Source organism: Virgibacillus alimentarius (assembly GCF_017874635.1).
GTDB lineage: Bacteria > Bacillota > Bacilli > Bacillales > Amphibacillaceae > Virgibacillus_B > Virgibacillus_B alimentarius.
Genome location: NZ_JAGIKX010000005.1, coordinates 78837 through 103307, shown reverse-complemented (window position 1 = coordinate 103307; position 24471 = coordinate 78837). Strand labels below are relative to the sequence as shown.

The 24471-nt window shown below is 36.3% G+C and carries 21 protein-coding genes and 1 tRNA gene; 1 reads left to right on the top strand and 21 read right to left on the bottom strand.

Annotated elements, in window-relative coordinates; all coding sequences use genetic code 11:
* Positions 1-9 precede the first annotated feature (9 nt).
* The 7 genes from J2Z81_RS05450 to spoIIE form a co-directional block, all read right to left on the bottom strand.
* Positions 10-783 carry a type III pantothenate kinase gene (locus J2Z81_RS05450; RefSeq protein ID WP_226370874.1) on the bottom strand — a complete coding sequence of 258 codons (774 nt, stop codon included), beginning with the start codon at positions 781-783 and terminating at the stop codon, positions 10-12.
* Positions 784-1236: 453 nt separating this feature from the next.
* Positions 1237-3288, bottom strand: a complete 2052-nt coding sequence (ftsH, locus tag J2Z81_RS05445) for an ATP-dependent zinc metalloprotease FtsH (protein WP_029268305.1) — start codon at positions 3286-3288, stop codon at positions 1237-1239.
* Positions 3289-3407: 119 nt separating this feature from the next.
* Positions 3408-3956 (bottom strand): hypoxanthine phosphoribosyltransferase, encoded by a 549-nt coding sequence (gene hpt / locus J2Z81_RS05440; RefSeq protein WP_029268304.1) that lies wholly within the window; start codon positions 3954-3956, stop codon positions 3408-3410.
* 10 nt (positions 3957-3966) lie between these two features.
* Positions 3967-5367, bottom strand: a complete 1401-nt coding sequence (gene tilS, locus J2Z81_RS05435) for a tRNA lysidine(34) synthetase TilS (protein ID WP_029268303.1) — start codon at positions 5365-5367, stop codon at positions 3967-3969.
* Between the two features lie 84 nt (positions 5368-5451).
* On the bottom strand, positions 5452-6381 hold the full coding sequence (locus J2Z81_RS05430) for a protein kinase domain-containing protein (RefSeq protein ID WP_226370873.1): 930 nt from the start codon (positions 6379-6381) through the stop codon (positions 5452-5454).
* Positions 6353-7084: a VWA domain-containing protein gene (locus tag J2Z81_RS05425; RefSeq protein ID WP_029268301.1), complete on the bottom strand. Its 732-nt coding sequence runs from the start codon at positions 7082-7084 to the stop codon at positions 6353-6355. Before J2Z81_RS05425 ends, J2Z81_RS05430 begins: the two co-directional genes overlap by 29 nt.
* A gap of 199 nt (positions 7085-7283) precedes the next feature.
* Positions 7284-9734 (bottom strand): stage II sporulation protein E, encoded by a 2451-nt coding sequence (spoIIE, locus tag J2Z81_RS05420; protein ID WP_226370872.1) that lies wholly within the window; start codon positions 9732-9734, stop codon positions 7284-7286.
* 307 nt (positions 9735-10041) lie between these two features.
* Between spoIIE and J2Z81_RS05415 the strand changes: the two genes are divergently transcribed.
* Positions 10042-10115 (top strand) — tRNA-Met (locus J2Z81_RS05415).
* Positions 10116-10267: 152 nt separating this feature from the next.
* Here the strand turns inward: J2Z81_RS05415 and J2Z81_RS05410 are convergent.
* From J2Z81_RS05410 to glmU, 14 genes are all read right to left on the bottom strand, one after another.
* A complete protein-coding gene (locus tag J2Z81_RS05410) occupies positions 10268-10651 on the bottom strand; it encodes a S1 domain-containing RNA-binding protein (protein ID WP_029268299.1) in 384 nt (127 codons plus the stop codon).
* A 145-nt stretch (positions 10652-10796) separates the two neighbouring features.
* Entirely contained in the window at positions 10797-11171 is a 375-nt protein-coding gene (locus tag J2Z81_RS05405; protein ID WP_226370871.1) for an FtsB family cell division protein, read from the bottom strand.
* 7 nt (positions 11172-11178) lie between these two features.
* Positions 11179-11778, bottom strand: a complete 600-nt coding sequence (gene yabQ / locus J2Z81_RS05400; protein ID WP_029268297.1) for a spore cortex biosynthesis protein YabQ — start codon at positions 11776-11778, stop codon at positions 11179-11181.
* Positions 11775-12074, bottom strand: a complete 300-nt coding sequence (gene yabP / locus J2Z81_RS05395; RefSeq protein ID WP_029268296.1) for a sporulation protein YabP — start codon at positions 12072-12074, stop codon at positions 11775-11777. The genes yabQ and yabP overlap by 4 nt, the downstream gene beginning before the upstream one ends.
* A gap of 76 nt (positions 12075-12150) precedes the next feature.
* On the bottom strand, positions 12151-12414 hold the full coding sequence (locus tag J2Z81_RS05390) for an RNA-binding S4 domain-containing protein (RefSeq protein ID WP_226370870.1): 264 nt from the start codon (positions 12412-12414) through the stop codon (positions 12151-12153).
* Positions 12415-12419: 5 nt separating this feature from the next.
* On the bottom strand, positions 12420-13865 hold the full coding sequence (locus tag J2Z81_RS05385; protein WP_226370878.1) for a bifunctional methyltransferase/pyrophosphohydrolase YabN: 1446 nt from the start codon (positions 13863-13865) through the stop codon (positions 12420-12422).
* 3 nt (positions 13866-13868) lie between these two features.
* The gene (locus tag J2Z81_RS05380; RefSeq protein WP_226370869.1) at positions 13869-15452 is read right to left on the bottom strand and encodes a putative polysaccharide biosynthesis protein; all 1584 of its coding nucleotides are present in this window, start codon (positions 15450-15452) and stop codon (positions 13869-13871) included.
* 286 nt (positions 15453-15738) lie between these two features.
* Positions 15739-16275 (bottom strand): stage V sporulation protein T, encoded by a 537-nt coding sequence (spoVT, locus tag J2Z81_RS05375; protein ID WP_029268292.1) that lies wholly within the window; start codon positions 16273-16275, stop codon positions 15739-15741.
* Positions 16276-16571: 296 nt separating this feature from the next.
* Positions 16572-20096, bottom strand: a complete 3525-nt coding sequence (gene mfd / locus J2Z81_RS05370; RefSeq protein ID WP_029268291.1) for a transcription-repair coupling factor — start codon at positions 20094-20096, stop codon at positions 16572-16574.
* Between the two features lie 102 nt (positions 20097-20198).
* Positions 20199-20429, bottom strand: a complete 231-nt coding sequence (locus tag J2Z81_RS05365) for an anti-sigma-F factor Fin family protein (protein ID WP_029268290.1) — start codon at positions 20427-20429, stop codon at positions 20199-20201.
* A gap of 102 nt (positions 20430-20531) precedes the next feature.
* A complete protein-coding gene (pth, locus tag J2Z81_RS05360; protein ID WP_029268288.1) occupies positions 20532-21092 on the bottom strand; it encodes an aminoacyl-tRNA hydrolase in 561 nt (186 codons plus the stop codon).
* Positions 21093-21215: 123 nt separating this feature from the next.
* Entirely contained in the window at positions 21216-21851 is a 636-nt protein-coding gene (locus tag J2Z81_RS05355) for a 50S ribosomal protein L25/general stress protein Ctc (RefSeq protein ID WP_029268286.1), read from the bottom strand.
* 140 nt (positions 21852-21991) lie between these two features.
* Positions 21992-22945, bottom strand: coding sequence for a ribose-phosphate diphosphokinase (locus J2Z81_RS05350; RefSeq protein ID WP_029268284.1), 954 nt, complete (start codon positions 22943-22945; stop codon positions 21992-21994).
* Between the two features lie 14 nt (positions 22946-22959).
* Complete coding sequence (gene glmU / locus J2Z81_RS05345) at positions 22960-24339, bottom strand: bifunctional UDP-N-acetylglucosamine diphosphorylase/glucosamine-1-phosphate N-acetyltransferase GlmU (RefSeq protein ID WP_029268283.1); 1380 nt, start codon at positions 24337-24339, stop codon at positions 22960-22962.
* Between the last annotated feature and the right edge of the window lie 132 nt (positions 24340-24471).

The window sequence follows — 24471 nt, the reverse complement described above, 5'->3', positions numbered from 1 at the left end:
TAATTCTAATTACTTTATGAAGTTCTTTTGATAAATTAAATTTAATCCTTTTAGCGTTAAGTGCGTATCCACATAATCGATTGTCTCAGATGCTTCCCCGATCAAAGAAGCTAATCCTCCGGTAGCAATTACGGTTGGTTCATGTGTCATTTGCCTTTTTATTCGCATGACAATGCCATCCACTTGAGCTATATACCCATAAAAAACTCCTGATTGCATTGCTTCAACTGTAGAAGAGCCAATGACATTCTCCGGTGGCTGTAATTCGATTTTTGGCAGTTTGGAAGCCTTGCTATACAGCGCTTCCATTGAAATGCTAATCCCTGGGGTAATCAAACCTCCAGTATATTCCTGATGCTCATTGATATAACAATAAGTTGTTGCAGTACCAAAATCAATTATTACAAGTGGAGTATCGTAAGTTGCTATTGCAGCAACTGCATTCACAACACGATCTGATCCAATTTCTTTTGGATTTGGGTAGGAAACTTTTAAGTGGGTATGAACATTTTCCTCTCCTATGATGAGCGGCTTTTGATCAAAATAGATTTTGCACATTCTTTCTAATGCAATCATAATAGGAGGGACAACCGAGGAAATAATGATTCCTGTAATTTCCGAAAAGGAAATACCCTTATATTCAAATAAAGATTTTATTAGTATACCGAATTCATCTTCTGTTTTATAACGGTCGGTTTTTATCCGCCATTCATGTTTTAATTGATCCTTTTCAAATACACCTAAAACTGTATTTGTATTGCCTACATCGAGAACAAACAACATTATTAACCAAACCTTCCAATGAAATATAAATTCTTTCTTACAAATATACCATATATTTTTTTAGTATAGAATTATTAAAACACATCTTATGTAATTATAGCCTTACGTTTGAACTACTCACTGAATCTGTTTTGGATAATTCGTGCACTTCTGTTTCTTGAAAAGAAGTGGTGAAACACGAACCGAATACGCCCAATTGTTTTGATAATTAGCATTTCTTATTTTTTGTTTCGATAGATACCATAATCATACTTGTTGGAAGGGAAAAATTAAAATTGTTTGAATCGGACAATGGAGATAGCTAAAGCTATCCCTTGTCCAAAAGGTGATTCATCTACACCCTACTTCACCCTAAGATGGAGTCTTCTCGCCTAAAACGATAAAAACCCCGATTAGTGGATTTTTTATTTTCATTCCACTGCTCGGGGTTTTAACTAAATAGAGAAATCTTCATTACTCTTCCTTATGGTTATCATCCTTATCGGATTTTTCAGTTGATTCTTGCTCATCAGAAGAGATTTTGTTCTCATCTTTCTTATATTCTTGAGCCTCAGATTGTTTAGCCTTTGCTTTTGCCTTTGCTTCTTCATAAGACTCAGGTGTAATCTGGTCTTTATCTTTGCGTTGGATGTTTACTTTAACATCACTATTTTCATTTGCTTCCGCGTCCACTTCAGGCTCAGGAAGTACACCATCTTCAAAAAGCGATCTAATTTGTTTTGCATCTAATGTTTCTATTTTAAGTAGCGTTTGAGCCACGAGCTCTAACTTATCTTTATTTTCTGTAAGAATCTTTTTAGCTCGATCATAGCAGTAGTTGATAAAGTTTTGCATTTCTTTATCAATCTCATGAGCGATTGCATCACTATATGTTTGCTCATTCTGAATATCCTTGCCTAAGAAAACCTGGCCACCGCCACTGCTAAATTGAAGCGGACCTATTTTTTCACTCATACCATACTCTGTAATCATTTTATGGGCAATTCCTGTGGCTCGCTGGAAGTCATTTGAAGCACCAGTACTTACTTCGCCAAAAATGATTTCTTCTGCCACTCGCCCACCTAAAAGGCCAGTTATTTTATCAAATAGCTCTGGTTTTGTCATAAAATAACGATCTTCTTTCGGTAGCATAACAGCATATCCGCCTGCTTGCCCCCGCGGTACAATTGTTACCTTATGCACAGTATCTGCATCATCAAGTACCATACCAATAATCGTGTGTCCACTTTCATGGTATGCAACAATATTCCGCTCTTTTTCTGAGATAACCCTGCTTTTCTTGGCAGGACCAGCAATTACACGGTCAATTGCCTCATCGACATCAAGCATATCAATCGTTTTCTTATCATGCCGGGCTGCTACTAATGCCGCTTCGTTTAATAAGTTTTCTAAGTCAGCTCCCGAGAAACCAGGAGTACGCATAGCAATTGTTTTTATATCCACTGTATTGTCCAGCGGTTTATTTCTGGCATGGACATGTAAAACTGCTTCACGCCCTTTAACATCTGGACGATCAACTGTAATTTGACGGTCAAAACGGCCTGGACGCAACAGTGCTGGGTCTAGAATATCAGGACGGTTTGTTGCAGCGATAATAATGATTCCTTCATTGACGCCAAATCCATCCATTTCAACGAGAAGTTGGTTCAGCGTTTGCTCACGTTCATCGTGTCCTCCACCGAGGCCCGCGCCACGCTGTCTTCCAACTGCATCTATCTCATCTATAAATATGATACAAGGTGCATTTTTCTTTGCATTTTCAAATAGATCTCGTACACGAGATGCACCTACCCCAACAAACATTTCTACAAAGTCAGAACCACTTATAGAAAAGAATGGTTTACCTGCTTCACCTGCTACTGCTTGAGCAAGTAGCGTTTTACCTGTTCCCGGAGGCCCAACTAAGAGTACCCCTTTTGGAATACGAGCACCAACTGATGAAAATTTACGAGGGTCCTTCAAAAAGTCAACAACTTCTACAAGTTCTTGCTTTTCCTCATCAGCTCCAGCTACATCTTTAAAACGAACTTTCTTTTTATCCTCACTATACATTTTTGCTTTGCTTTTCCCAAAGTTCATGACGCGGCCTCCACCGCCGCCACCTTGGGCCCGACTAAGCATAAAGAAGATAAACAATCCGATGATGAGAAATGGAATCATCGTTGTTAGAAAAGTTACAAATCCGCTTGGTTGTTCTTCTTCCTTAACTTTTAAAACACTTTGTTCTGTTGCTTGATCAGTAATTGTAGCAATAATATCGGTGTTATCCGGAACCTGAGCAATAAATTCTTGACTATCTTTTTCTAAGACCCCGGTAACTCGCATAATTTTATTAGCTGGCTGCATCGTCATTTCTTTGATTTCGCCATTATTTAAAGCTTGCATAAATTCTTGTACATTAAATTCTTCAGCCTCATTATTTTGTCCTTTGAATAATCCAATAAGTCCGATAAGAACTAAGAATATTAGGGCAAAAATGACTGTATTACCAAATATACGTTTCATTTCTTTCCTCCTCCCAAGCGGGAAAAACTATATTAAATGGTACCATAGGAAAAAGTTCTAATACAACTAATTTCCCTCATAAAAATCTTATTTTCTAATTCCTCTAAAGCACCCTATTTTTATATTTCTTCCCCACCATATATTTTTGGTTTCAACACACCGATATATGGTAAGTTTCGATATTTCTCTTGATAATCGAGACCATATCCAACTACAAATTCATTAGGTACTTCAAATCCTATAAGATCAGCCTTAATAGCCGCTGATCTTCCGGAAGGTTTATCGAGCAGTGTAACAATTTTTACTGAATTAGCTTTTCGGTATTTAAACAGATCCACTAAATATTTTAGTGTTAAGCCACTGTCAATAATATCTTCAATAATCAGTAAGTCACGACCTTCTACTTTCGTATTAAGGTCTTTTACTATCTTTACTTCTCCTGAAGACTGCATAGCATCTCCATAGCTTGTAACATCCATAAAATCCATTTCTAAATTTGTTTCTATGTAACGCAACAAGTCTGCCATGAAAGGCATAGCTCCTTTTAAAACACCAATTGCAAGCGGAAACTTCCCATCATATTCTTTCGTGAGCTGACGGCCAATTTCTTTACATTTTGCTTCAATCGCCTCTTTAGATATTAGTATTTCTTTAATATCGTTATGCATTTTTGTCCTCCTACATGTTGCCTTTTTGGTAATTTAATTGAATATACGAGGAACCCTCTTCTGTTTTTAGCTTTGGCTCTCCTTTCTTTAAACCAACAAGCCATAATATTTCTCCCTTATTATCGGTGATTAAAGGCCACTTCTCTCTTTTTATTCGTGGTATCTTCGCATCGATAAAAATATCTTTTACTTTTTTGCTTCCCTTTAATCCTTTCCAACTCATTCTATCACCAGCCCGGCGCGTTCTTATATGTAAAGGTAAAGTAATCCTGTCAGCGGCGCATATGTAGATGTTTTCATCTTGCTTTTCAGGTAGTATATTCGTATACGAAGCAATAATCTTTGATCCGTTCTGTAAATTTACTTTTCCGGGCAGGTTTATTGTTTTTTTAATGGAGGAAGTCTGGGATTCTTGATCTTTAAAGTAAATAATTAGTTTATGATAGGATTTTTCCAGTTTCAAATTAGATGGAAAATCGATTTGAGAATTCCCTTTCTCATTTTCTAATAAAGCAAAAAAATGAGACTCATGAACATAAGATAAATTTCCAGGCTTTTTATCGTATAGATAGTTTAATATTAGATGATAGGCTCGTCTTTGTAAAGCATGTGGGTACGATTTAAATAAATCAATTTCGAACGAAATTCCTTCGCCATCCTCAGTCCACTCACAGACATGGTTAAACATATTAGTTGCAGCATCTTGTAAAAAGGTCTCATCCTCTTGCAACGACTCGCTTAATTGCTGTATTGTTGTGTGTATATTATTATTTTGAGTTTTTAATAACGGAAGTACATATTTTCGAAAATAATTTCTCGTGTAATTTGTTTCATAATTAGTCGGATCAATTTGCGGGATGATTTTATTGTGATCACAATATGCCTCTATAGCTGCTTTAGTCACACATAGGAATGGACGAATAATCAATCCAGAGGCAAAATTCCGTTTAACCGGAATACCTGAAAATGCACTTGAAGTGGCTGAGCGCACTAGACGCATCAACAGTGTCTCAATTTGATCATCTCCGTGATGCCCAAGAGCTAAATAGTCAGCTTTGAATAGATCCATTTGTTTTTCAAAAAACTGATATCGTAATTCTCTAGCGGCAACTTGGGTTCCAATTTGTCTCTCTTGCATGTAAGCTGGTACATTTAGAGAAGTTCCTACAAATTTGACACCCCACTGTTCACACTTTTTCTGTACATAGTCGAGATCCTCTTTTGCTTCCTCCCCCCGTAATTGATGGTCAATAGAAAGAGCAACTAATTCAAGATGCCATTCCTGGCGTATGGAACATAAAAAATGAAGTAGTGCCATGGAATCGGGTCCTCCAGACACGCCTACTAAAACCGTGCTATTTTTCTTCATTAAATGATGTTGTTTCATAAAAGTGATAATTTTATTTTGCATCGTATGAATTCATCCCCACTAAGTTATCTCTTCATTCTATCATATCCTATTTTACATCTTCTAATAAAAGAATTTAAATATAAACTAAAATAGCAAAGATGAAAAGTAATAACTTAATGCAAGTAATAATATCCCACCCAATTCGATAAGGAACGGCAATATGTTTACTTGATTCTTATCTCTTTTAGGTCTCCTTCTTTTCTGTCTGCTAGACAATATTTGCGTTATATCGCGTTTCATTTCACGACTCGATTGATACTTTCCTAAAATCGCCTTTTTTAGACTTGAGTTGTACGGTCTAAGTGCTTTAACACCATTTATTTTTTTGAAAAGGGTTTGCTCTGGATTTGGAGACTTGGAAAATCGATCAGGGTAAAACACTTCCAGCAAAACCATAACAAGAGCGAACAAATCATAGCTCGGTTCAGCGCGTCTTGAACCTATACCCCAATATCCTCTATCATAAAACTCTGTGTATTCCTTAATTGCTCTCCCCATTTGTGTTGTTCCACCAACATCCACCCATCGTACGCTTGGTGGTGAAGCGACAACAAGTAGGTTATCCAATTTTAAATCACCAAAAACCCACCCGGATTGATGGAGGTTCTCTAGATCTTCCAGTAATTGTAGGATGAAGACACCGATCCATTCCATTCCGTTTTTCTTAATAAAGGAAGGCAAACTTTCTCCTTGTAAATATTCCATAACGTAAAAAGAATATTTTCTGTTTTTTGTTATTTGCCAGTCGTCTACATCAAGCAAATAAGGCCCAAGGCGATTTCCTTGGACCTTTTTTAACGCTTTTAGTACATTGACCTCAACCGTCATAGATGTACCTTGTTCACTTATTTTTAATGCTGCTTGTTTTCCATTTGTTTCACACAAATATACTGTACCAATGGCACCTTGTCCAAGCTTCTTTTTTATTAAATAGCTATTTTTATGCCATTTCCCTTGAATAACGGTTCCTGGTCTAATATCAATATTATGCTTCTTCCATGCCTGATTTCTCATCTCTCAAGCTCCTTAGCAAGCCTTTCTTGCCAAATTGGTACATTGCCTCTCGTATCGCTGGCCCTGTTGGTGTTATTCCGCCACTGGTCAATTTCGGGAAAACAGATGAAATTTCATCTAGCCTAGGTGACCAATCAAATACAAGTTCAACGTCCTTGCGTCTGCCCGGAAAACTAAAAATACTAAATCGATTTCTGCCAATTCTTGCGTTTAAGCTAAGAGAAAGATCAATTAATGCTTCTTTTACTGTTTCAATTTTATCATACATACTTGCACTTGTATCTACTAATACTAATACCTCGAGATCACATGTTTCACCCATATCCTCAACAACTTCCATAACTTCTCCACGTTTTTCAGGATCCAAATCTTCAAGTGTTTGTTTCGGGCCTAAAATTTGCTTTAACTCATTATTCACAAACCCTTGCAATGTTTGTGTCATTGCTTGTTTGGTTACCATTTGAACTGTTTGTGCCAAAGATTCCTGATAGACAATCTGGCTTACCCCGCCCCCAGACAATGCAACATCTTCTACTTCTTGTAATCCTTCTGGATCTTCTGTTTGATCATCATCTAAAATACCAATAACGTTTACTGCAATTCCTTGCTGGTGAGCTAAAGCTGCTGTTGCAACGGGATCTTCCCCTTTATTGGAGCACCCATCTGTTACCAACAATATCTGTTTCAATGTCCCTTTTTTCACGCCAAAAACCTCCCAACTATTCCATCACCATCATCGACAAAAAGGGAAAAATTTATACATAGAAAGGAGGAGTATGTTTGGCATTTATTATCGATCTATTAACTGTGGAAAATACAAATCAGCGGTTGAGGAAGAAGGGAGTGAACAGGCAAAAAGACTGATATTCACCTAACCTAGCTATGGAATATCAGCCACAAACTTATTTTGCCTCTTCTCCGTAAAACGGAATGGAGGACCACTTTGGTGTATTTTTAACAATTTTGGCTACAAGCACCGTCATATCATCCCCGATTTCACCTGATCTTGTACGTATTACTTCTTCCAATAGCAAATCAGCTACTTCTTGAGGATCGTCGGTTTTCATTTCGCGAACTTTCCTCTTTATCCACATATCCATATTTTGAATGTTTTTTGGACCTTCAAAAATTCCATCACTCATCATAATTAATAGATCCTCTGCCTTTAATTGATCATTCACTATATCTACATCAAATTCCTGAATAATCCCCATCGGTAAGTTACTGGCTTCTATATTTAATATTTTATCCCCCCGTTTAATAAAACTAGGTGTCGAACCAATTTTCAGAAATCTAACAAAAGCATTGTGCAGGTTAATTACAGCAAGATCTAGCGTGGCAAACATTTCATCAGTTGTTCGTAAAGATAAAATCGAATTTATCGATTTGATAGCTACTTGTTCTGGGATACCTGTCTGTAAAATTTGTTGTAATAACCGTAGTGTCTCACCACTTTCTTCATTTGCTCGTTCCCCATTCCCCATACCATCACTAATTGCCATTGCATACTTACCCGCACCAATCTCTATCGTTGTGTAGCTATCCCCGGAGATTAATCCACCTCCCTTAGCCGCATTTGCAACCCCAGTTTCAATAACAAATTCCTTTGCAGAACCAAAGGCAAGGAAACAGTACCCATTAGGAAAAGGCGAAATTTCTTCTTCTTTTACGATAATCATTTCATTTAATATATCAGATAGTACCGGAGCAATTAATTTGGAAGCCTCTCCATGATAATTATAAAAGGATACGGTCATTTCAATATCCACATTCCCCTTTTCTAGTTGGAAAACATCCAATTTTTCTAGCTCTATTCCCATTTTCTTTAATGCATTTATAATTTGTACCTCTTGTTGTTCATGGTGCTTCCTTTCTTTTAAAATTTCTTTAGAAAAATCCTCCATCACCTCTGATACACCTTGCAGTTGATCTGCGACTAGTCTTTTACTCTCCTTTACTTGTTTTTTTAATTTTTGATTCGCCTCAAAAAAGGACATTTCCTCCTTTACCGTATCGATAACCTTTTTTGATTTTACACAGTGATTTTCAAACTTGTGAACTAACTTCCGATTCGGTTCATGCCCATCGGCAATATCATTTTTCAAATCTTCCATAATTGCGTATGTTTTATCAAATTGCTTTTGCCAACAGCGATCTTTCATAAAACAGGTTTGACAGGTTTTTTCCGTTATCTGACTTAAGAAGTAATCGGTTTCCCGCTGCACATTTTGTTCTTCAAGTAAATTTTCCTCCGATGTCGTAAAACTTTTTGATAAAGCTTCAAATACATTCGAAAACTGTTCTACCCGTTTAGCAGTTACATTGCGGACTTTTTGCAAATACTGTTCTTGTTCATTTGAGTATTCCTCTGTTCCAGGAATATACCTGGAAAGTTTCTTAATCCAGCTTGCTGGTGTTAAAAAGAAAAAAATAATGGCTATGGAAGATTCGATGAATGAAGAACCGATCGCTGATGTTTCCCCGTAAATACCAATTAAAAATGTCCCGACCAATAAACCAACACTGACACCAGCCTTTTTTCCTTCTTTTAGAAGGCCACCCAATAATCCTGAAAAAGCAAGCAGGCTCATTTGATATAAATTTGCTACATTTGCTAATGATAGAATTAATCCTGCCACAACCCCAACTGTAGAACCTATTGCAGCTCCGCCGACAAAGCTAAGTATCAGTACAAAATAACGTGAAAAAATTTGTTCCAACGATGCCCCATAAATTTCCCAGCCAATCGTTCCTGTTAATATAGAAGCGATTAAAATAATCATACAAACAATTTCTTCATTTTTTAATGTAGGTTTATACCTTTTTGGTGATATTAAAGGGATACTTTGCATAAATATTAATACTAGAACACATCCCAAGACACCTTCTACGGCTAGTAACAGCCATTCGTAGGAGGTAAGTTTATCGGAAATAGAATATAGAAATAAACGCGGTGCAGCGGTAGATATAAAAACGATAAACGGAATTTTTATCTGTACGTTTTTTGCATTTTTGAACATCGCTGCTAAAAATATAAAAACAAACATTGCCAACAATATGAACACGCCATGTGTCATACTGTAGCTAAGTGCACCTGCAAGCACCGCAAGCATTACCTTTGCAGACTTCTCTCTATGCACAAACCACATTGTTGCTAAAAAGGCAACTGCAAAGGGTGATACAACGGATAATATGATAGCTCTTCCTAAGAGAAATCCTACAATGTAAAACAGCCACCCTCTCTCAAGCATAATAGATTTAAAGTTAGCGGGGATTTTCCTCCACAACTTACTTAAATAATTATTTTTTACTTCAAATGTCTTTGTTTCCATTCTAGGAATTGAATCCATCATATAAAGCCCTCCTCTTGCATATATTAAATCACAAACTCTATTCTTTTTTTGTCAAAACAAGTAAGCGTGATAGAAAAATCGTTCGACTTCTTTCTAAGAGACACGCACCATTCAACATAAATGAATAGTTTCTGCTTCGTTATGTCTACGTTGTTTAGATCACAGACATGATTAATCTAAAGTTTTCACGAAGATAGAATTATTTCCCCGGAAATATGTCGAAGCTTTTATACTTTCTCTATCAAATTTTTCTTTGTTCTTGACACAAATGAATTTCTCATGTATGATATCTTTTGTGTTCAATTTTGGCGGCGTAGCTCAGCTGGCGAGAGCGTACGGTTCATACCCGTAAGGTCGTGGGTTCGATCCCCTCCGCCGCTATTTCCATCATTTGCTTGCATATTAAAAAACTGCCTTCCTTCAGGCAGTTTTTTTGATTCGATAAAAAAGAAAGCAGATATCACGTAAAATTGGTGATATCTGCTTTCTTTGGTTTATGATTTATAATAGAGCATCCTTATAGACAGCAATTGCTATCCTCTTTTAGCACCTCGACCTCCGCGTCTGGATTCCGTGTGCTTCTTTAAAGAGGCTAAACGGTCTTCAGAATCTTTAAGAAAACGATTCATCTTCGCTTCAAAATTTTCAGTGCGTTCACGAGCACTTTTTTGACGTACTGGTTTATCTTTTGCTTTCTTAATAGATAAACCAATTTTACCGTCCTTTTCAACATTAATGACTTTAACCTTAATTTCATCTCCAATGCTTAAGTGCTCATTAATGTCCTTAACATAATTATCGGCAACCTCACTAATGTGGACAAGTCCAGTTTTTTTGTCTCCAAGCTCGACAAACGCCCCAAAATTTGTGATACCAGTTACCTTTCCCTGCAGCTTGCTGCCTACTTCGATTGACATAAAAAAAATGCTCCTCCTTAAAATTTTTGAAAGACATGGCCTTTGCCATATTCTATATATTATTAAGCTTTAGAATTCAAATATATTCTAAGGCTCAAAATATAGTCCCACTATTCTATAGTATACATAAGCTTATAAAAGGGTGTCAATAGGATGGCTCCTCATCAGGGATCTTAAAGATTAATTCTCCCTTTTTAGAGAAAAAATAGTTCGTTCGTGCTATTTCCAGAACGTACTCTTCATCATTTAGCAATTCAATTTCTTCTTTATAATTTTTTTCCTTTTGTTCTAAGGATGCTAGTTCTTCTTCCATGTGATGATATTTTTCACTTTTCTCCGCCTGAAGTACACGCTGTTTAATATGGAAGGTAGCCATGCTCCCTATAGCAATAACAGTTATGATAGAAAATAGTACAAGACGGCGGATTAAGCGTTGCTTCTTTCTCTGTTTTCTTTCCATATAAGCATCATATTGCTGCATATAGTTCGAGTCTAATCTTGTAACATTCTTCTTTGGCATTAGGCCACTACCTCCTCTTAAACGGAATATACTTCTCCAATTTTATATATATATTCTTTATTATACTATAAAATCCTGCTGTTTTGTGCAATATTTTTTGCATTTTTTTTGGAAGTAAGCGATAGATCAATTGAAAAATCCACTTGATTGGCGTATATATAACTTTAAATAAAAAAAAGATGATGGATAATATCAGCTGCATCAGTGTTAAAAATAGTGTTATAACCATCCTAACAATCCAGCGCAGCGGTGTAATTAGCAATGCTTGTACAGTTCTTGCAAAAAAGCGGCATATAGCTCTCAACATGCTAATTATCTTTTCCAATGCCTTTTGGTATAGATTGGCTGCCATGACCTTGTACATGGAATATCCTAATAAACATGCAAGAAATACATAAACCCTCAGTTCCCCGCCGTTCACCTTAAATAAAACATAAAATAATAGGAATGTTTGCGTCAGCCAAAAACTGCTCTCCAATACATAAGTGAGCCATGTTTTTTTCTTCCAGTATGGAGAAAAGCGACGAAACGTATCTCTTGCTATCCCTAAGTAAAATCCACCTACAATCATAAAAATCATTGTCATGAATTGTGTATCAAGTGTCATTTAAATAGCTTGCTAAAGAATCCTTTAGCTTTCTCCTGATGCTGTTCATCAACATAGGATAGTTCATATATTTTTCCTTTAATGGAAACTAAACCATCGCCTACATCCAGGTTTTTCAATTGTAGATTTTGTCCCCGTACAACTAAATAACCCATTACGGTTTCCAGTAAAAATTCCTCATTATCAAAACTGTCTACTTCTTTAACACCGCTAATTTCCAGCTCCTTGCGGTTATTAATCTTCAAATAATGATCTTTTTGCACACGTGTAACATTTTCTCTTTCGTAATAATTCATTGCCCTCGCCCTCCTTATTATACTTTATGAAAGGTTGGACAAGGTTAGAACATTACTTTTTAAATGATGGGATTGTTTATTCCAACGTTTTTTCTTCTTCCCTGATTATTTTATACATCATCTCTGCCTCATTTTTTTTAACTGTTTCTTTTAACATGGTAATTTCAAGTGTCAATCGCTTTTGACCAAATTGAATGATTAATTCATCCCCCACAGATACAACGGATGACGCTTTTGCCCGATTGCCATTTATCGCTATTCGTCCCTGGTCAGCGACTTCTTTCGCTAACGTGCGTCTTTTAATTAAGCGGGATATTTTTAAAAATTTATCTAATCGCAATGAATTCATTCCCTTCTCTTAGCTTGCTCCCAGTAATAATCCATCTCTTCTAATGTGGCTTGATCTATGGCTTCTCCTTGTTCTCTTAATTGTTGTTCCATATACGAAAAGCGATAAATAAACTTTTGATTTGTCCGGTTTAATGCTACTTCGGGGTTAATTTTATAATACCTAGATAGGTTGGCCAGTACAAATAAAATATCACCCAATTCTTTCTCTATTTCATCTCTATTTTCCACTTGAATTGCTTCATTGACTTCTTGTATCTCTTCATTCAACTTAGCCCAAATATCATTTACATCTGTCCAATCAAACCCTACTTTAGCTGCCTTTTTCTGCAATTTGTACGCTCTTGCCAAAGATGAAAGACTTTTTGGTACACCATCCAATATTAATTTTCTTTGTTCACCCTTTTCTTCTTGTTTTAGTAAATCCCAATTTTTATACACTTGATCAACCGTATCGGCAGTAGTATCAGCGAAAACATGTGGGTGACGATGAATCATCTTGTCGGAAATTGCTTTAATGACATCGTAGATGGTAAAGTATCCGTCATCTTCTCCAATCTGACTATGAAGCATCACTTGCAGCAGCACATCTCCTAATTCTTCTACTATCCCCTCGTCATCTTGCTCATCGATAGCATCAATGAGTTCATATACCTCTTCAATGGCATATTCACGCAAGCTTTCATGTGTTTGTTTGCGGTCCCATGGGCACCCTTCTGGTGAACGCAGTGTTGCTATTATTTCTTTTAACCGAGCGAAAGTATGGTTTAACATACTATCGGGGGCTGGCGGTACATATACACTCACTAAATTACTCACCTCTAGTGAGCGGTCAAGTTCTTCTAGTGGCAGCGTTGTTAATTTCTCTGATTCAGTTCCTGCCGCTTCGACAATGGTAACTTGATAATCTGGCGGCAGATCCTCTAGTAAAGCTAACTTCACCTCAGATGCAATAAAACGGTCATATACCTGACAAAAAACAATAGGCTGACGATAATCTAGCTGACTTCTTTCAAAGAAGGTCCCATCAACAAATTGAAAGCCATCGATAGGGTCAATTCGTAATGCTGTAAAAAGTGCATCTAGATAACTTTGTCCGCCTGCTATATATACCGATACATCTTTTCTTTTTAACAAAAGCTGTACAGTTTTCTCAGCAAGCATCGGATGTCCAGGAACAGCATATATAACCTGCTTTTCCTTAGCTGCTTCAACTAATCTTCCTACAATACTTTCATACACAGTTGAAAATTGCATTTCATTTTCATATTCCTTATCAAATGATTCAAAAAGAACGCCTTCCTCTTGTAAAGCCTGAACAACAGGGTGGCTCATCGTCCGAATAAAAATACGATTTTCTGTCCCTATTAATTTTTTATAAATGCCCAGCGGCAATTGATTTATATCGCCCGCCCCCAAGCCGATAACCTCTATTTTATTCATCATTCACTTTCTCTCCTTATGCAATCGAATAAAAAATAATGGATAAGGAAGCATGGAAAGCTCCTCTTTGGAAAATGCTCTGCACCGCAATAATAGAATAATGTATAGAACTCCTCCGGTTATAGAGATAAATACAACATAGATCAGTAAGCGGATTCGAGAGAAAAGAGCATTACTTGCAAAAAAATAATCCATAACAATAATATATAAAATCATTCCGATACTTGCTTTTAAAAAGGCACTCCAATTTATATTTCCAAAAAACTCCAGCTTCGGCAATTTTCTTTTTAATTCAAAAACAGCCGCAATACCTAAAACACATAGACTAAAAACAGTCGCAAGTGCACTGCCTGTAATACCCCACAGCGGTACCAAGGTGTCATTAGCGATCCACTTTACCAAAACAGCCACTACAATAAATCCAGCTGTCCGCTTCATATACCCTAAACCCTGTAAAATAGAAGTAGCTGTAATAACAATTGAACATAGCAAGATGGACATAACTAAAATTTGTAACGTCTTTGTTCCGCTGTCATTTTCATATAATAATACATTTACTTCTGGAAATATCATTATCAATCCAAGAGTTGCTCCAGCTGCTAAATAGAAGCTAAACGCCAAGGCACCCTGAATAGATCGGTAAAATGCAGCTGGGTTTTTTTCCATGTTTTGTTTGCTTATATTCGGTATCAGGGCAAGAGCAAAGGAAGAACCAAGTACAGTTCCTAGTTGAATTAATGGTTGTCCGCGGTCAAATATCCCTTTGTCTTTCATAGCATCAAGCTTCGATAGGCCATGACTTAATAAATTCGGTACTAATGTAAATGCGTCCGCAAACTGGATAACTAATAAAATCATATGGTTTAATGCTGCAACAATCCCAAAGATAAAAACAGTTTTAAAATAGTGCTTCCATGGAGTTTCAACTCTAGTTCCTAAGCTTGGTTTATTTCTGCCAAAAAAGAACAAAAGAAGAAAAATGGCTGTAAGAAATCCACCTATGGAAGCAATTCCGGCGAATTCACCTATGTAATAGATATCCAGATCATGCAGAACAACTAAAATAGCAGCTAAAATAATAAGAAAAACTCGTGTAAGTTGTTCTCCCACTTGCGAATAGGCTGTAGGTTTCATATCATTATTTCCTTGAAAAGCACCACGAAGCAATGCTAAAAAAGGAATAAAGAGGAATAAAAAAGCTGCATTCTGATATGTCTTTTCTAATTGAATATCACCTGCCCAATTTGCTATCGTGGATGCATTACAATATATCAAAAGAAATAGAACACCGTTTATCCCTAATAAAATAAGAAAAACAGGCCAATAAAAGTTTGCTAATGAAATTTCTTTCCCTTCTGATTTTAGGTGTACCAGCGATCTAGAAATAGCAGAGGGAAAACCATATAATGCCAACACGATAGCTATTCCAAGTAATGGATAAACTTGTTGATAAATATAAAAGCCGAGGTCCCCTGTTAGATTTTGTAATGGGATTCGGTAACCTGCACTTAATATCTTACTAATCAATCCTGCTAATGTTAATAGGAAAGCACCTTTAACAAGCTTATCTGTCTCGCCTTTATTCATTGTAACGCCTTCTCATTTAATTAAAATTTTTCATTAAGTATAACATAGAAGCCTTTAAACCTCTCGCTACTTATCGACTTGCGGTCTGATTAAAGTGGGAGATTCCTACGCATTCCCGTAAAGCTAGATGCTTAATGTCTTTGTTTTTGTCTTCACCTCCGTTAATGGGAATGATTGCTCCTGTTATATCATCATCGTACTTGTTTAGGGGGGATTTTCCATAAATGAAACGAGCAAGAATCAGTTTATTTCTGACTCTTACTCGTTTCATTCATAATCACAGTAATTATTCCATTTGTTTCGCTAAAAAGTTTGACGCTGTTTCAATTAATTTTTGTTCAATTTTACTAAGCGCTTCCTTTTCTTTGGAAAACATCATCACACAGCCAATTGAATCTCCGTTAGCTATGATCGGACTGATGCAATAAGAACGCAAGTCTTCTTCTCTTCCTTCCGTAATTTCCACGGTGTTTGGTTCCGTTTCATATAAAAGGGATCGATCTTCAATGCTTTTTTCCAACAAGACACCGATATGTTTATTTAAATAATCTTTTTTCGATTCTCCTGCTAATGCGATAACTTCATCCCGGTCACATATTAGTACCGGGTAGGTAGCAGAATCAAATAATGCTTCTGCATATTCTTGGGCAAAATGACTCAATTCATTTATTGGAGAATATTTTTTCAAAATAACTTCGCCTTCACGATCAACAAAAATTTCTAATGGGTCCCCTTCACGAATACGCAATGTACGTCTTATTTCTTTTGGGATGACAACTCTGCCTAAATCATCAATTCGTCGCACAATTCCTGTTGCTTTCATTTTCTAAGAAGCCTCACTTTCGTATGATGATTATATTTAGTGTACTTACACATTTTAAAAGGTGATTTACTGTTAAGTATTTCCGGCTCCTATAGAGTTCTTTTTTCATGTAACCGGACTGTAAATGATTCAAACATTTTTAAAGGTTTCCCCACCTGACTCTTACTTATCTACCTGTAAAATGCTATTTCATTATGTCACCAGAATATCTAATTCCTTTCTTCATGTGTAAAAAACACCAATTATGGTTTTAGTATTAATCATCTGAAGGGAACTATACATAATACATTGCCTTTTTATTCGTTTCTATCCACATTCTCTAACTTTTTGATGAAACTTGATACGCTTTCAAATCGATGATGTTCTGTTTCTTTTGAAAATCTAAAAACAATTTTTAATTTATTATTCTCAGTGCCTAACTGAACTTCACGCCCGAAAGAGTTCGCTAATTCAAACAGCTTTGACCCGTCAATTTGTTGACTGCGGTCTTCCTCTACCAATAGCTCACACTTTTTATTTTTTGCACGGATAGATTCAACCCTTTCTTTTTTAGCATACATTTTTAAGATCGAAACTGAAAATAAATGATCAACCTCGATAGGATAATCACCAAACCGGTCAATTAATTCATCTTTTAAGTTATCAATGTCTTCCGATGAAGCAATCGTTTGAAACTGTTTATACATGTCAATTTTCTGTTTTTCATCTTTGATATAGGTGTCCGGTATATACGCATCGATATCTAACGTTAACTCTGGTTCGAATGGCGTTATATCTTCTATTTCTTTACCAGATCTTCGAGCGTCAATAGCCTCTTTTAACATTTGTGAGTACATATCAAAACCTACAGAATCAATAAATCCATGTTGCTGTGAACCGAGCAGGTTTCCTGCCCCGCGAATAGATAAGTCTCGCATAGCAATTTTAAAGCCCGATCCCAATTCGGTAAATTCCTTTATAGCCTGTAGGCGCTTTTCAGCTATCTCTGTAAGTACTTTATTTTTTTGATACGTAAAATACGCATACGCCACTCGATTCGAACGTCCAACACGCCCTCGTAATTGATAAAGCTGACTTAAGCCCATACGGTCAGCATCATTTACAATAAGTGTATTCACATTGGGAATATCAACGCCTGTTTCAATAATCGTTGTACTTACTAATACATCATATTCACCTTCTAAAAATCCAAACATGACATTTTCAAGTTCTGACTCGTTCATTTGACCATGGGCAACCGCAATTCTTGCATTATCAACAAGCATGCCAATATCCCTTGCAACTTTATCAATGTTTTCTACCCGATTATATAAGAAAAACACTTGTCCGCCTCGTGCCATCTCCCGTTCAATCGCTTCCCTGATAAATATCGGATTATATTCCAGCACGTAAGTTTGAATCGGAAAACGATTTTCCGGAGGAGTCTCAATAACGGATAAATCACGTACACCTAACATTGACATATGCAAGGTCCTAGGTATTGGTGTTGCTGTTAGCGTAATTACATCCACATTTGTTTTCATTTGTTTTATCTTTTCTTTATGTTTTACACCAAAACGTTGCTCTTCGTCGACAATAAGCAAGCCTAAATCATGATATTTAATATCTTTGGATAATAGACGGTGCGTCCCAATTACGATATCGACTAAACCTCGAGACAATCCATTCTTCGTATCCTTTTGCTGCTTTTTCGTTCTAAATCGACTTAAAAGTTCTATATTTACAGCATGATCTTGGAATCTTTCACGAAACGTTTCAAAATGCTGTTGTGCAAGAATAGTTGTAGGGACTAATAATGCTACTTGTTTACCTTCTGCAACCGCCTTGAATGCTGCTCTAATTGCTACTTCTGTTTTCCCGTAGCCCACATCTCCACAAAGCAGTCGATCCATCGGACGCTCTCTTTCCATATCCTCTTTTATTTCTTCGATACAACGTATTTGATCTTCTGTTTCCTGATAAGGGAAAGCTGCTTCAAATTCGCGTTGCATTTCCGTATCCTCTGAAAAGGCATGCCCTTTTTGGGCCTCTCTTTCCGCATATAATTTTATCAGATCATCCGCAATATCTTCTACAGAAGATTGGACTTTCCTTTTTACCTTTGTCCATTCTGAACCGCCTAATTTATAAAGTTTCGGTTCTTTTCCCTCAGAGCCAACAAATTTTTGAACCAGATCAATTTGATCAATCGGTACAAATAGTTTGTCATCACCAGAATATTTAATGAGCATATAATCTTTATGCAATTTATTTACAGTTAGCGTTTCAATTCCTACATACTTTCCAATGCCATGATTTGCATGGACAACATAATCCCCAACTTTTAATTCTTGGTAATCTTTAATGCGTTCTGCATTGGATATTTTTTGCCTTCTTCGCATGCGCTTCGTCTTTTTCTTAAATAATTCATTTTCTGTAATTAAAACTAATTTATGCATCGGCAATTCAATGCCATTATTGATATTACCAATTGCAATGGTTGGCTTTGTAACAGGTAACTCTAAGTGCTCTGCAATGCTTGCTTCGATATTATAATCCATAAAGATAGAGTGGATTTTTTCCGCACGTTTCGCATTTGGAGCTAAAACGACTACGGAATAATCTCCTTTTTCCCAACGTGTTAATTCATTTTTAAATAAGTTCATTTGTCCATGAAATTCTTGCATCGCTCTTGAAGAAAAATTTATGATATTTTCCGGCTGCGTGTTTGGAATATGTCGCAAAAACACAGACATATAAATACGTGGATGATTTATTTTTCCCCAAACAGTAAGCCAGTCAAAAGAAAATGTACTATCTTTCACCATTTGATTAGATGCTAGCAAACTGCTATACCATTCTGCCTCTTCTTTATCTAAATTTGTTGCAGTTTCTTGGATTCTGCTCATTTCATCCATGATAATTAATCCATTGGATGGCAGATAATCTAACAAACTAGCAGGATTCTCATATAGGAAGCCAATATACTTATACATTTCTTGAAAGCGCTCTACGTTTTTCAATCGTTCTATATCATGTTCCATTACTTTTATTAGTTTTTCCTTAGCTTCCTTCGATTTAATCTTTTTTAGCGTACTTGCTAATGCACGCTCAGTACGATTAGCTCCAGATAAAATATCCTCTTCATTCAATAGAAGTTCCGTCGCAGGTCTAACCCTGACTTGTTCTATTTTTTCTAAAGAGCGTTGTGTCCCTGCATCAAAATAGCGTATAGAGTCAACCTCTTCATCAAATAATTCGATACGAATTGGGTTTTCTTCTGTAACTGGATAAATATCAATAATACCACCTCGAATACTGAATTCACCCGGAGAATTAACCATTGACCCTCGTTCATACCCCATGTCAACTAATGATGATAGATAAGCATCTATGTCAATTTCCTCGCCTAGAGTGAAGCGTAATTGGTATTTATCCCAATAACTAGGCGGTGGCAAAATGCGTTTTAAGGCTGCTACTGGGGCTATTAAAATACCTGATTTCTTTTCTGCCCATTCTGTTAGCCCATCAATGCGCTGACTTTTTAATTCTGGACTAGCAATAGCAACTTCTGAAGCGATTAACTCATTCACTGGATATAAATAAACATTGCTATTTTCCATAAACTCTGACAAATCATCATAAAGCTGCTGTGCCTGAGTTAATTGGTGTGTAACTAGTAAAATAGGTTTGTTAATGGATTCATTAACAATGGAAATAAGCAAACTTCTTGCTGACCCTGATAAACCAGCAACAAGCTGCTCTTTCATACCATTATGAATACCACCTAAAATGGATTGGACATCTTCGGTGGAATGCAAAAAATTATTGATCCCTTTCATTTCTTAAACCCCCATGGTATATATAAAAGCGTAGACGAATCGCAGCAAGATGCTACAGCGCAAAAATGCTTTGGTTGAATAACCAAAGCTTGTCTGCGTATATTATTGTATAAAAAAGTCTAACTCGTGATATTGTGGATGCTGGCCAAGTGTATCCTCACAATTTTCACAAATAGCATGGATATGAATGTCTCCATTACTATTATAATTAATCATTTCTTTTTTATCCTCAATAGACAATTTATCCCACCCTAACATGGATGTATCAACAATTTGTTCCTCTATTTCACCTATGACATGTCCACAGTGTCTACACTTATAGACAATAGACATATAAAAAACCTCCTCAAATAAACATGGGGTACATTAAAGTTTATCCGAAAAGCATTTTTTTATACATAAAGTGAATCTTGCTTTTAGAGGAGACTTATATATCTAATGATTAAATTCATTCATCACCTCGTTAAAAGGGGCTTTCAGCCATGCTTCACAGGCATCTGCGGATTTCTTAATACTTTCATGTACGTCTTCTTGCTTGGCCTTAGGGAACGTACTGAGAACATAATCAACGATAGGCATCGAATTAGTTGGTCGTCCTACACCAATACGAATTCGTTTAAAATCTTTTGTTCCTAAATGGTCAATGATTGACCTGATTCCATTATGACCTCCATGTCCGCCTTTTTGCCGCAGGCGGATTTTCCCTACTGGCAAATCCAAATCATCATAAATCACAAGAATATCGTCGATATCGATATGATAATATTTCATTAATGGATACAGACATTCTCCAGACAGATTCATATATGTTTGCGGCTTGAGAAAAATTATTTTTTCACCTAAATCATGTTCTAACGCATATTTCCCGTTAAATTTAGATTTATTTAGACTCCAATGGTGACGGGATAACAATTCATCTATTACCATAAAACCTATGTTATGTCTGGTATGATGATATTTTTTTCCCGGGTTGCCTAGCCCAACAATACACTTCATTTCCATTCGTCCTTTTTAATAATATTTAGGTAAAAATACAATAATCCCTCCTAATAAGAATAGACATGATCAACGTTCTTAAAGGAGGGGCTACATATCTAAATTATATAGTTAGAAGAAAAATTATTGTTCTTCCTCTTTGGACTCTGCACCCACTAATTCTGGTTCAGCACTCTCACCGTCTGCATCTTCGTCTTCTTCACTTCCAGTATCAGGTGCTAACACATTAACAATAGCGGTATCTTCTTCTTCAAGAAACTCATATTTTTCAGAGCTTGGCAAATCAGCAATTGCGATTGTGTCACCAATATTTAATTCTGATACATCAACAGTAATTTCTTCAGGAATGTCGTTAGGTTTAGCACGTACTTGCAGAACATATAGTGGCTGTTGTAATACACCGCCTTCTTTTGTTCCAATTGCTTCTCCTTCTATACGCAATGGTACCTCAACATCCATTTCTTCAGACATGTCTACAACGTAGAAGTCAACATGCATCACTTCATCTTTAAGGGGATCCATTTGATAATCATGAAGCATTACATCAGCAGATTCACCATTTTCAATATCAAGGGTGATAATTGCGTTTCTTCCTTCTTCACGAACTGTTTTTACTAAGTCAATCGTATTTACTGTAATTGCTTTCGTTTCCTTGCCTTTCCCGTAAACAACACCTGGAACATTTCCACTTTCACGATATTGTTTTGTTGTTGAATTTTTAAGATCATTACGTAAAATTGCTTTTAATTTTACTGCCATGCTAATCATCCTCCAATTTTTTAACAACTTCGTTTCATCTATTTATGTTGTTTAATCTTGTATAATTTTCTATCCATACATTATATACTATTATCTCATTTTTAATCGATATAACAACTATTTTGAAGTAAAATACATATCTAGTCAAATAAGATACTTACAGATTTTAATTCATGGACCCGGATAATCGCTTCACCAATAAGCGGAGCTACGGATAAAGATTTGATTTTATCACTCATCTGTTCATTTGAAATCGGAATCGAATTCGTAACAACAAGTTCCTTTATTTGTGAGTTATCAATGCGTTCCAGCGCAGGTCCTGATAAAACAGGGTGTGTACAACAAGCATAGACTTCCTTTGCCCCATTTTCGATTAATGCATCAGCGGCAAGCGTGATTGTACCTGCTGTATCAATAATATCATCAATTAAAATTGCTGTTTTCCCTTCAATGTTACCTACGATATTCATCACTTCAGCAACATTTGGGCGTGGCCTTCTTTTATCAATAATACCAATAGGTGCCTTCAGATAGTCTGCCATTCTTCGTGCGCGCGTTACTCCGCCGTGATCTGGAGAAACTACTACGACGTCATCCAAGCCTTTCGCCTCAAAGTAATCCGAAAGTATTGGTACACCTTGTAAGTGGTCAATTGGCATATCGAAAAAGCCCTGAATTTGTGGTGCGTGCAAATCAAGTGTAATAACTCGGTTAGCTCCGGCTGTTTCTAATAAATCTGCCACTAGTTTTGCGGTTATTGGTTCCCTCGAGCGTGATTTACGATCTTGACGTGCGTATCCATAGTAAGGCATTACAATGTTTATCGATTTAGATGAGGCACGTTTTAATGCATCGATCATGATAAGCAGTTCCATCAAATGCTGGTTGACTGGCAAACTTGTGGATTGCACTACATATACATCACAACCCCTAACACTTTCCTCAATATTAATTTGTACTTCTCCATCACTAAATGTTGAAACACTGCACTTTCCTAAAGGGGTCCCAATATGATTTGCAATTTCCTCTGCTAATTTACGGTTTGAATTCAACGTAAATACTTTTAATGATGGATCCTTGTAGTCAGATGTCATTAAAAAAACCTCCATTAATCCTTTTTTTCTTTTTTTCTTTGTTTTGTATAGCCTTCTTTATCCGTTTGTCTCGATCTAGCGATAGATAAGGCTTCATTAGGTACGTCTGATGTAATTGTTGATCCTGCAGCTATATAAGAAGCTTTTCCAACAGTTAAAGGGGCAATTAAATTAGCATTACAACCAACGAACGCATCATCTTCAATGGTAGTTACATGTTTTTTATTACCATCATAGTTTACAGTAATTGTACCACATCCCATATTTACTCTACGTCCAATCACCGCATCTCCGATATAACTTAAATGAGGAATTTTACTATTTTGATCGATGGTTGACTTTTTGATCTCTACAAAATTTCCTACTTTAACTTCATCGCGAATATTTGAGTCTGGTCTAATATGAGCATATGGACCAATTTTTACGTGATCTCCTATTTGACTGTCTTCGAGGACACTTTGTCTGACAGCGGTATCTTTCCCCACCACACAATTAATAACCTCTGTGTACGGGCCAATTTGTGCACCTGCTTTAATCGTTGTATCCCCACTTAAAATCGAACCAGGATAAATGATTACATCTTGTTCTATTTTAACATTAGGTTCAATATAAGTGTTATCCATATCTTTAATTGTTACACCATTTCGCATATGTTTTTCATTGATACGCTGTTTCATTACCTTTTCTGCTTGTGCTAGTGCTACACGATCGTTGACACCCAGCGTTTCTTCAAAATTCGGTGTTAAAAATGCACTTATTTTTTCACCTTTTTCCCTTAAAATACCAATAACATCTGGCAAATAATACTCGCCTTGCGCATTATCATTTGATACTTCTTTTAATGCATCAAATAAAGCTTTATTATCAAAACAATATGTACCAGTATTTATTTCATCAACACTTCGTTCCTTATCATCTGCATCTTTATGTTCAACGATACGTTCAACTTCATTTTGTCCGTTACGAATAACTCGTCCATACCCCTTTGGATTAGGAGCTTTTGCGGTTAAAATCGTTGCTTTTGTTTCATTTCTTTCATGATAGTTAAAGAGTTCTTTATATGTTTCTTCTGTAATTAACGGTGTATCTCCACATACCACAATTGTTGTTCCTTCTTTATCTTTTAATAAGTCTTCAGCCTTAAGTACAGCATGGCCAGTTCCTAATTGCTCCTCCTGAACCACAAATTTACTTTCATCTCTAAGATGTTCAGTAACCTTATCTGCACCGTATCCAACAACTGTCACAACTTCATCTAATTGGATGGATTTTAAATGTGTGATAACATGCTGTACCATTGGACGACCTAATACAGGATGAAGCACTTTGTATAGTTTTGACTTCATTCTAGTTCCTTGCCCTGCTGCAAGAATGACAGCATAACGTTTTGTCATGAGGAAACCTCCATTCCATTTATCCATAATGAATATATCTCAAAAAGAATTCGATTTCAATAGATCTGTCAACAGAATACAATGTTTTTAATGGAAAAATAACTTGCCTTTTTGAATAAAAAAAGTCCAATC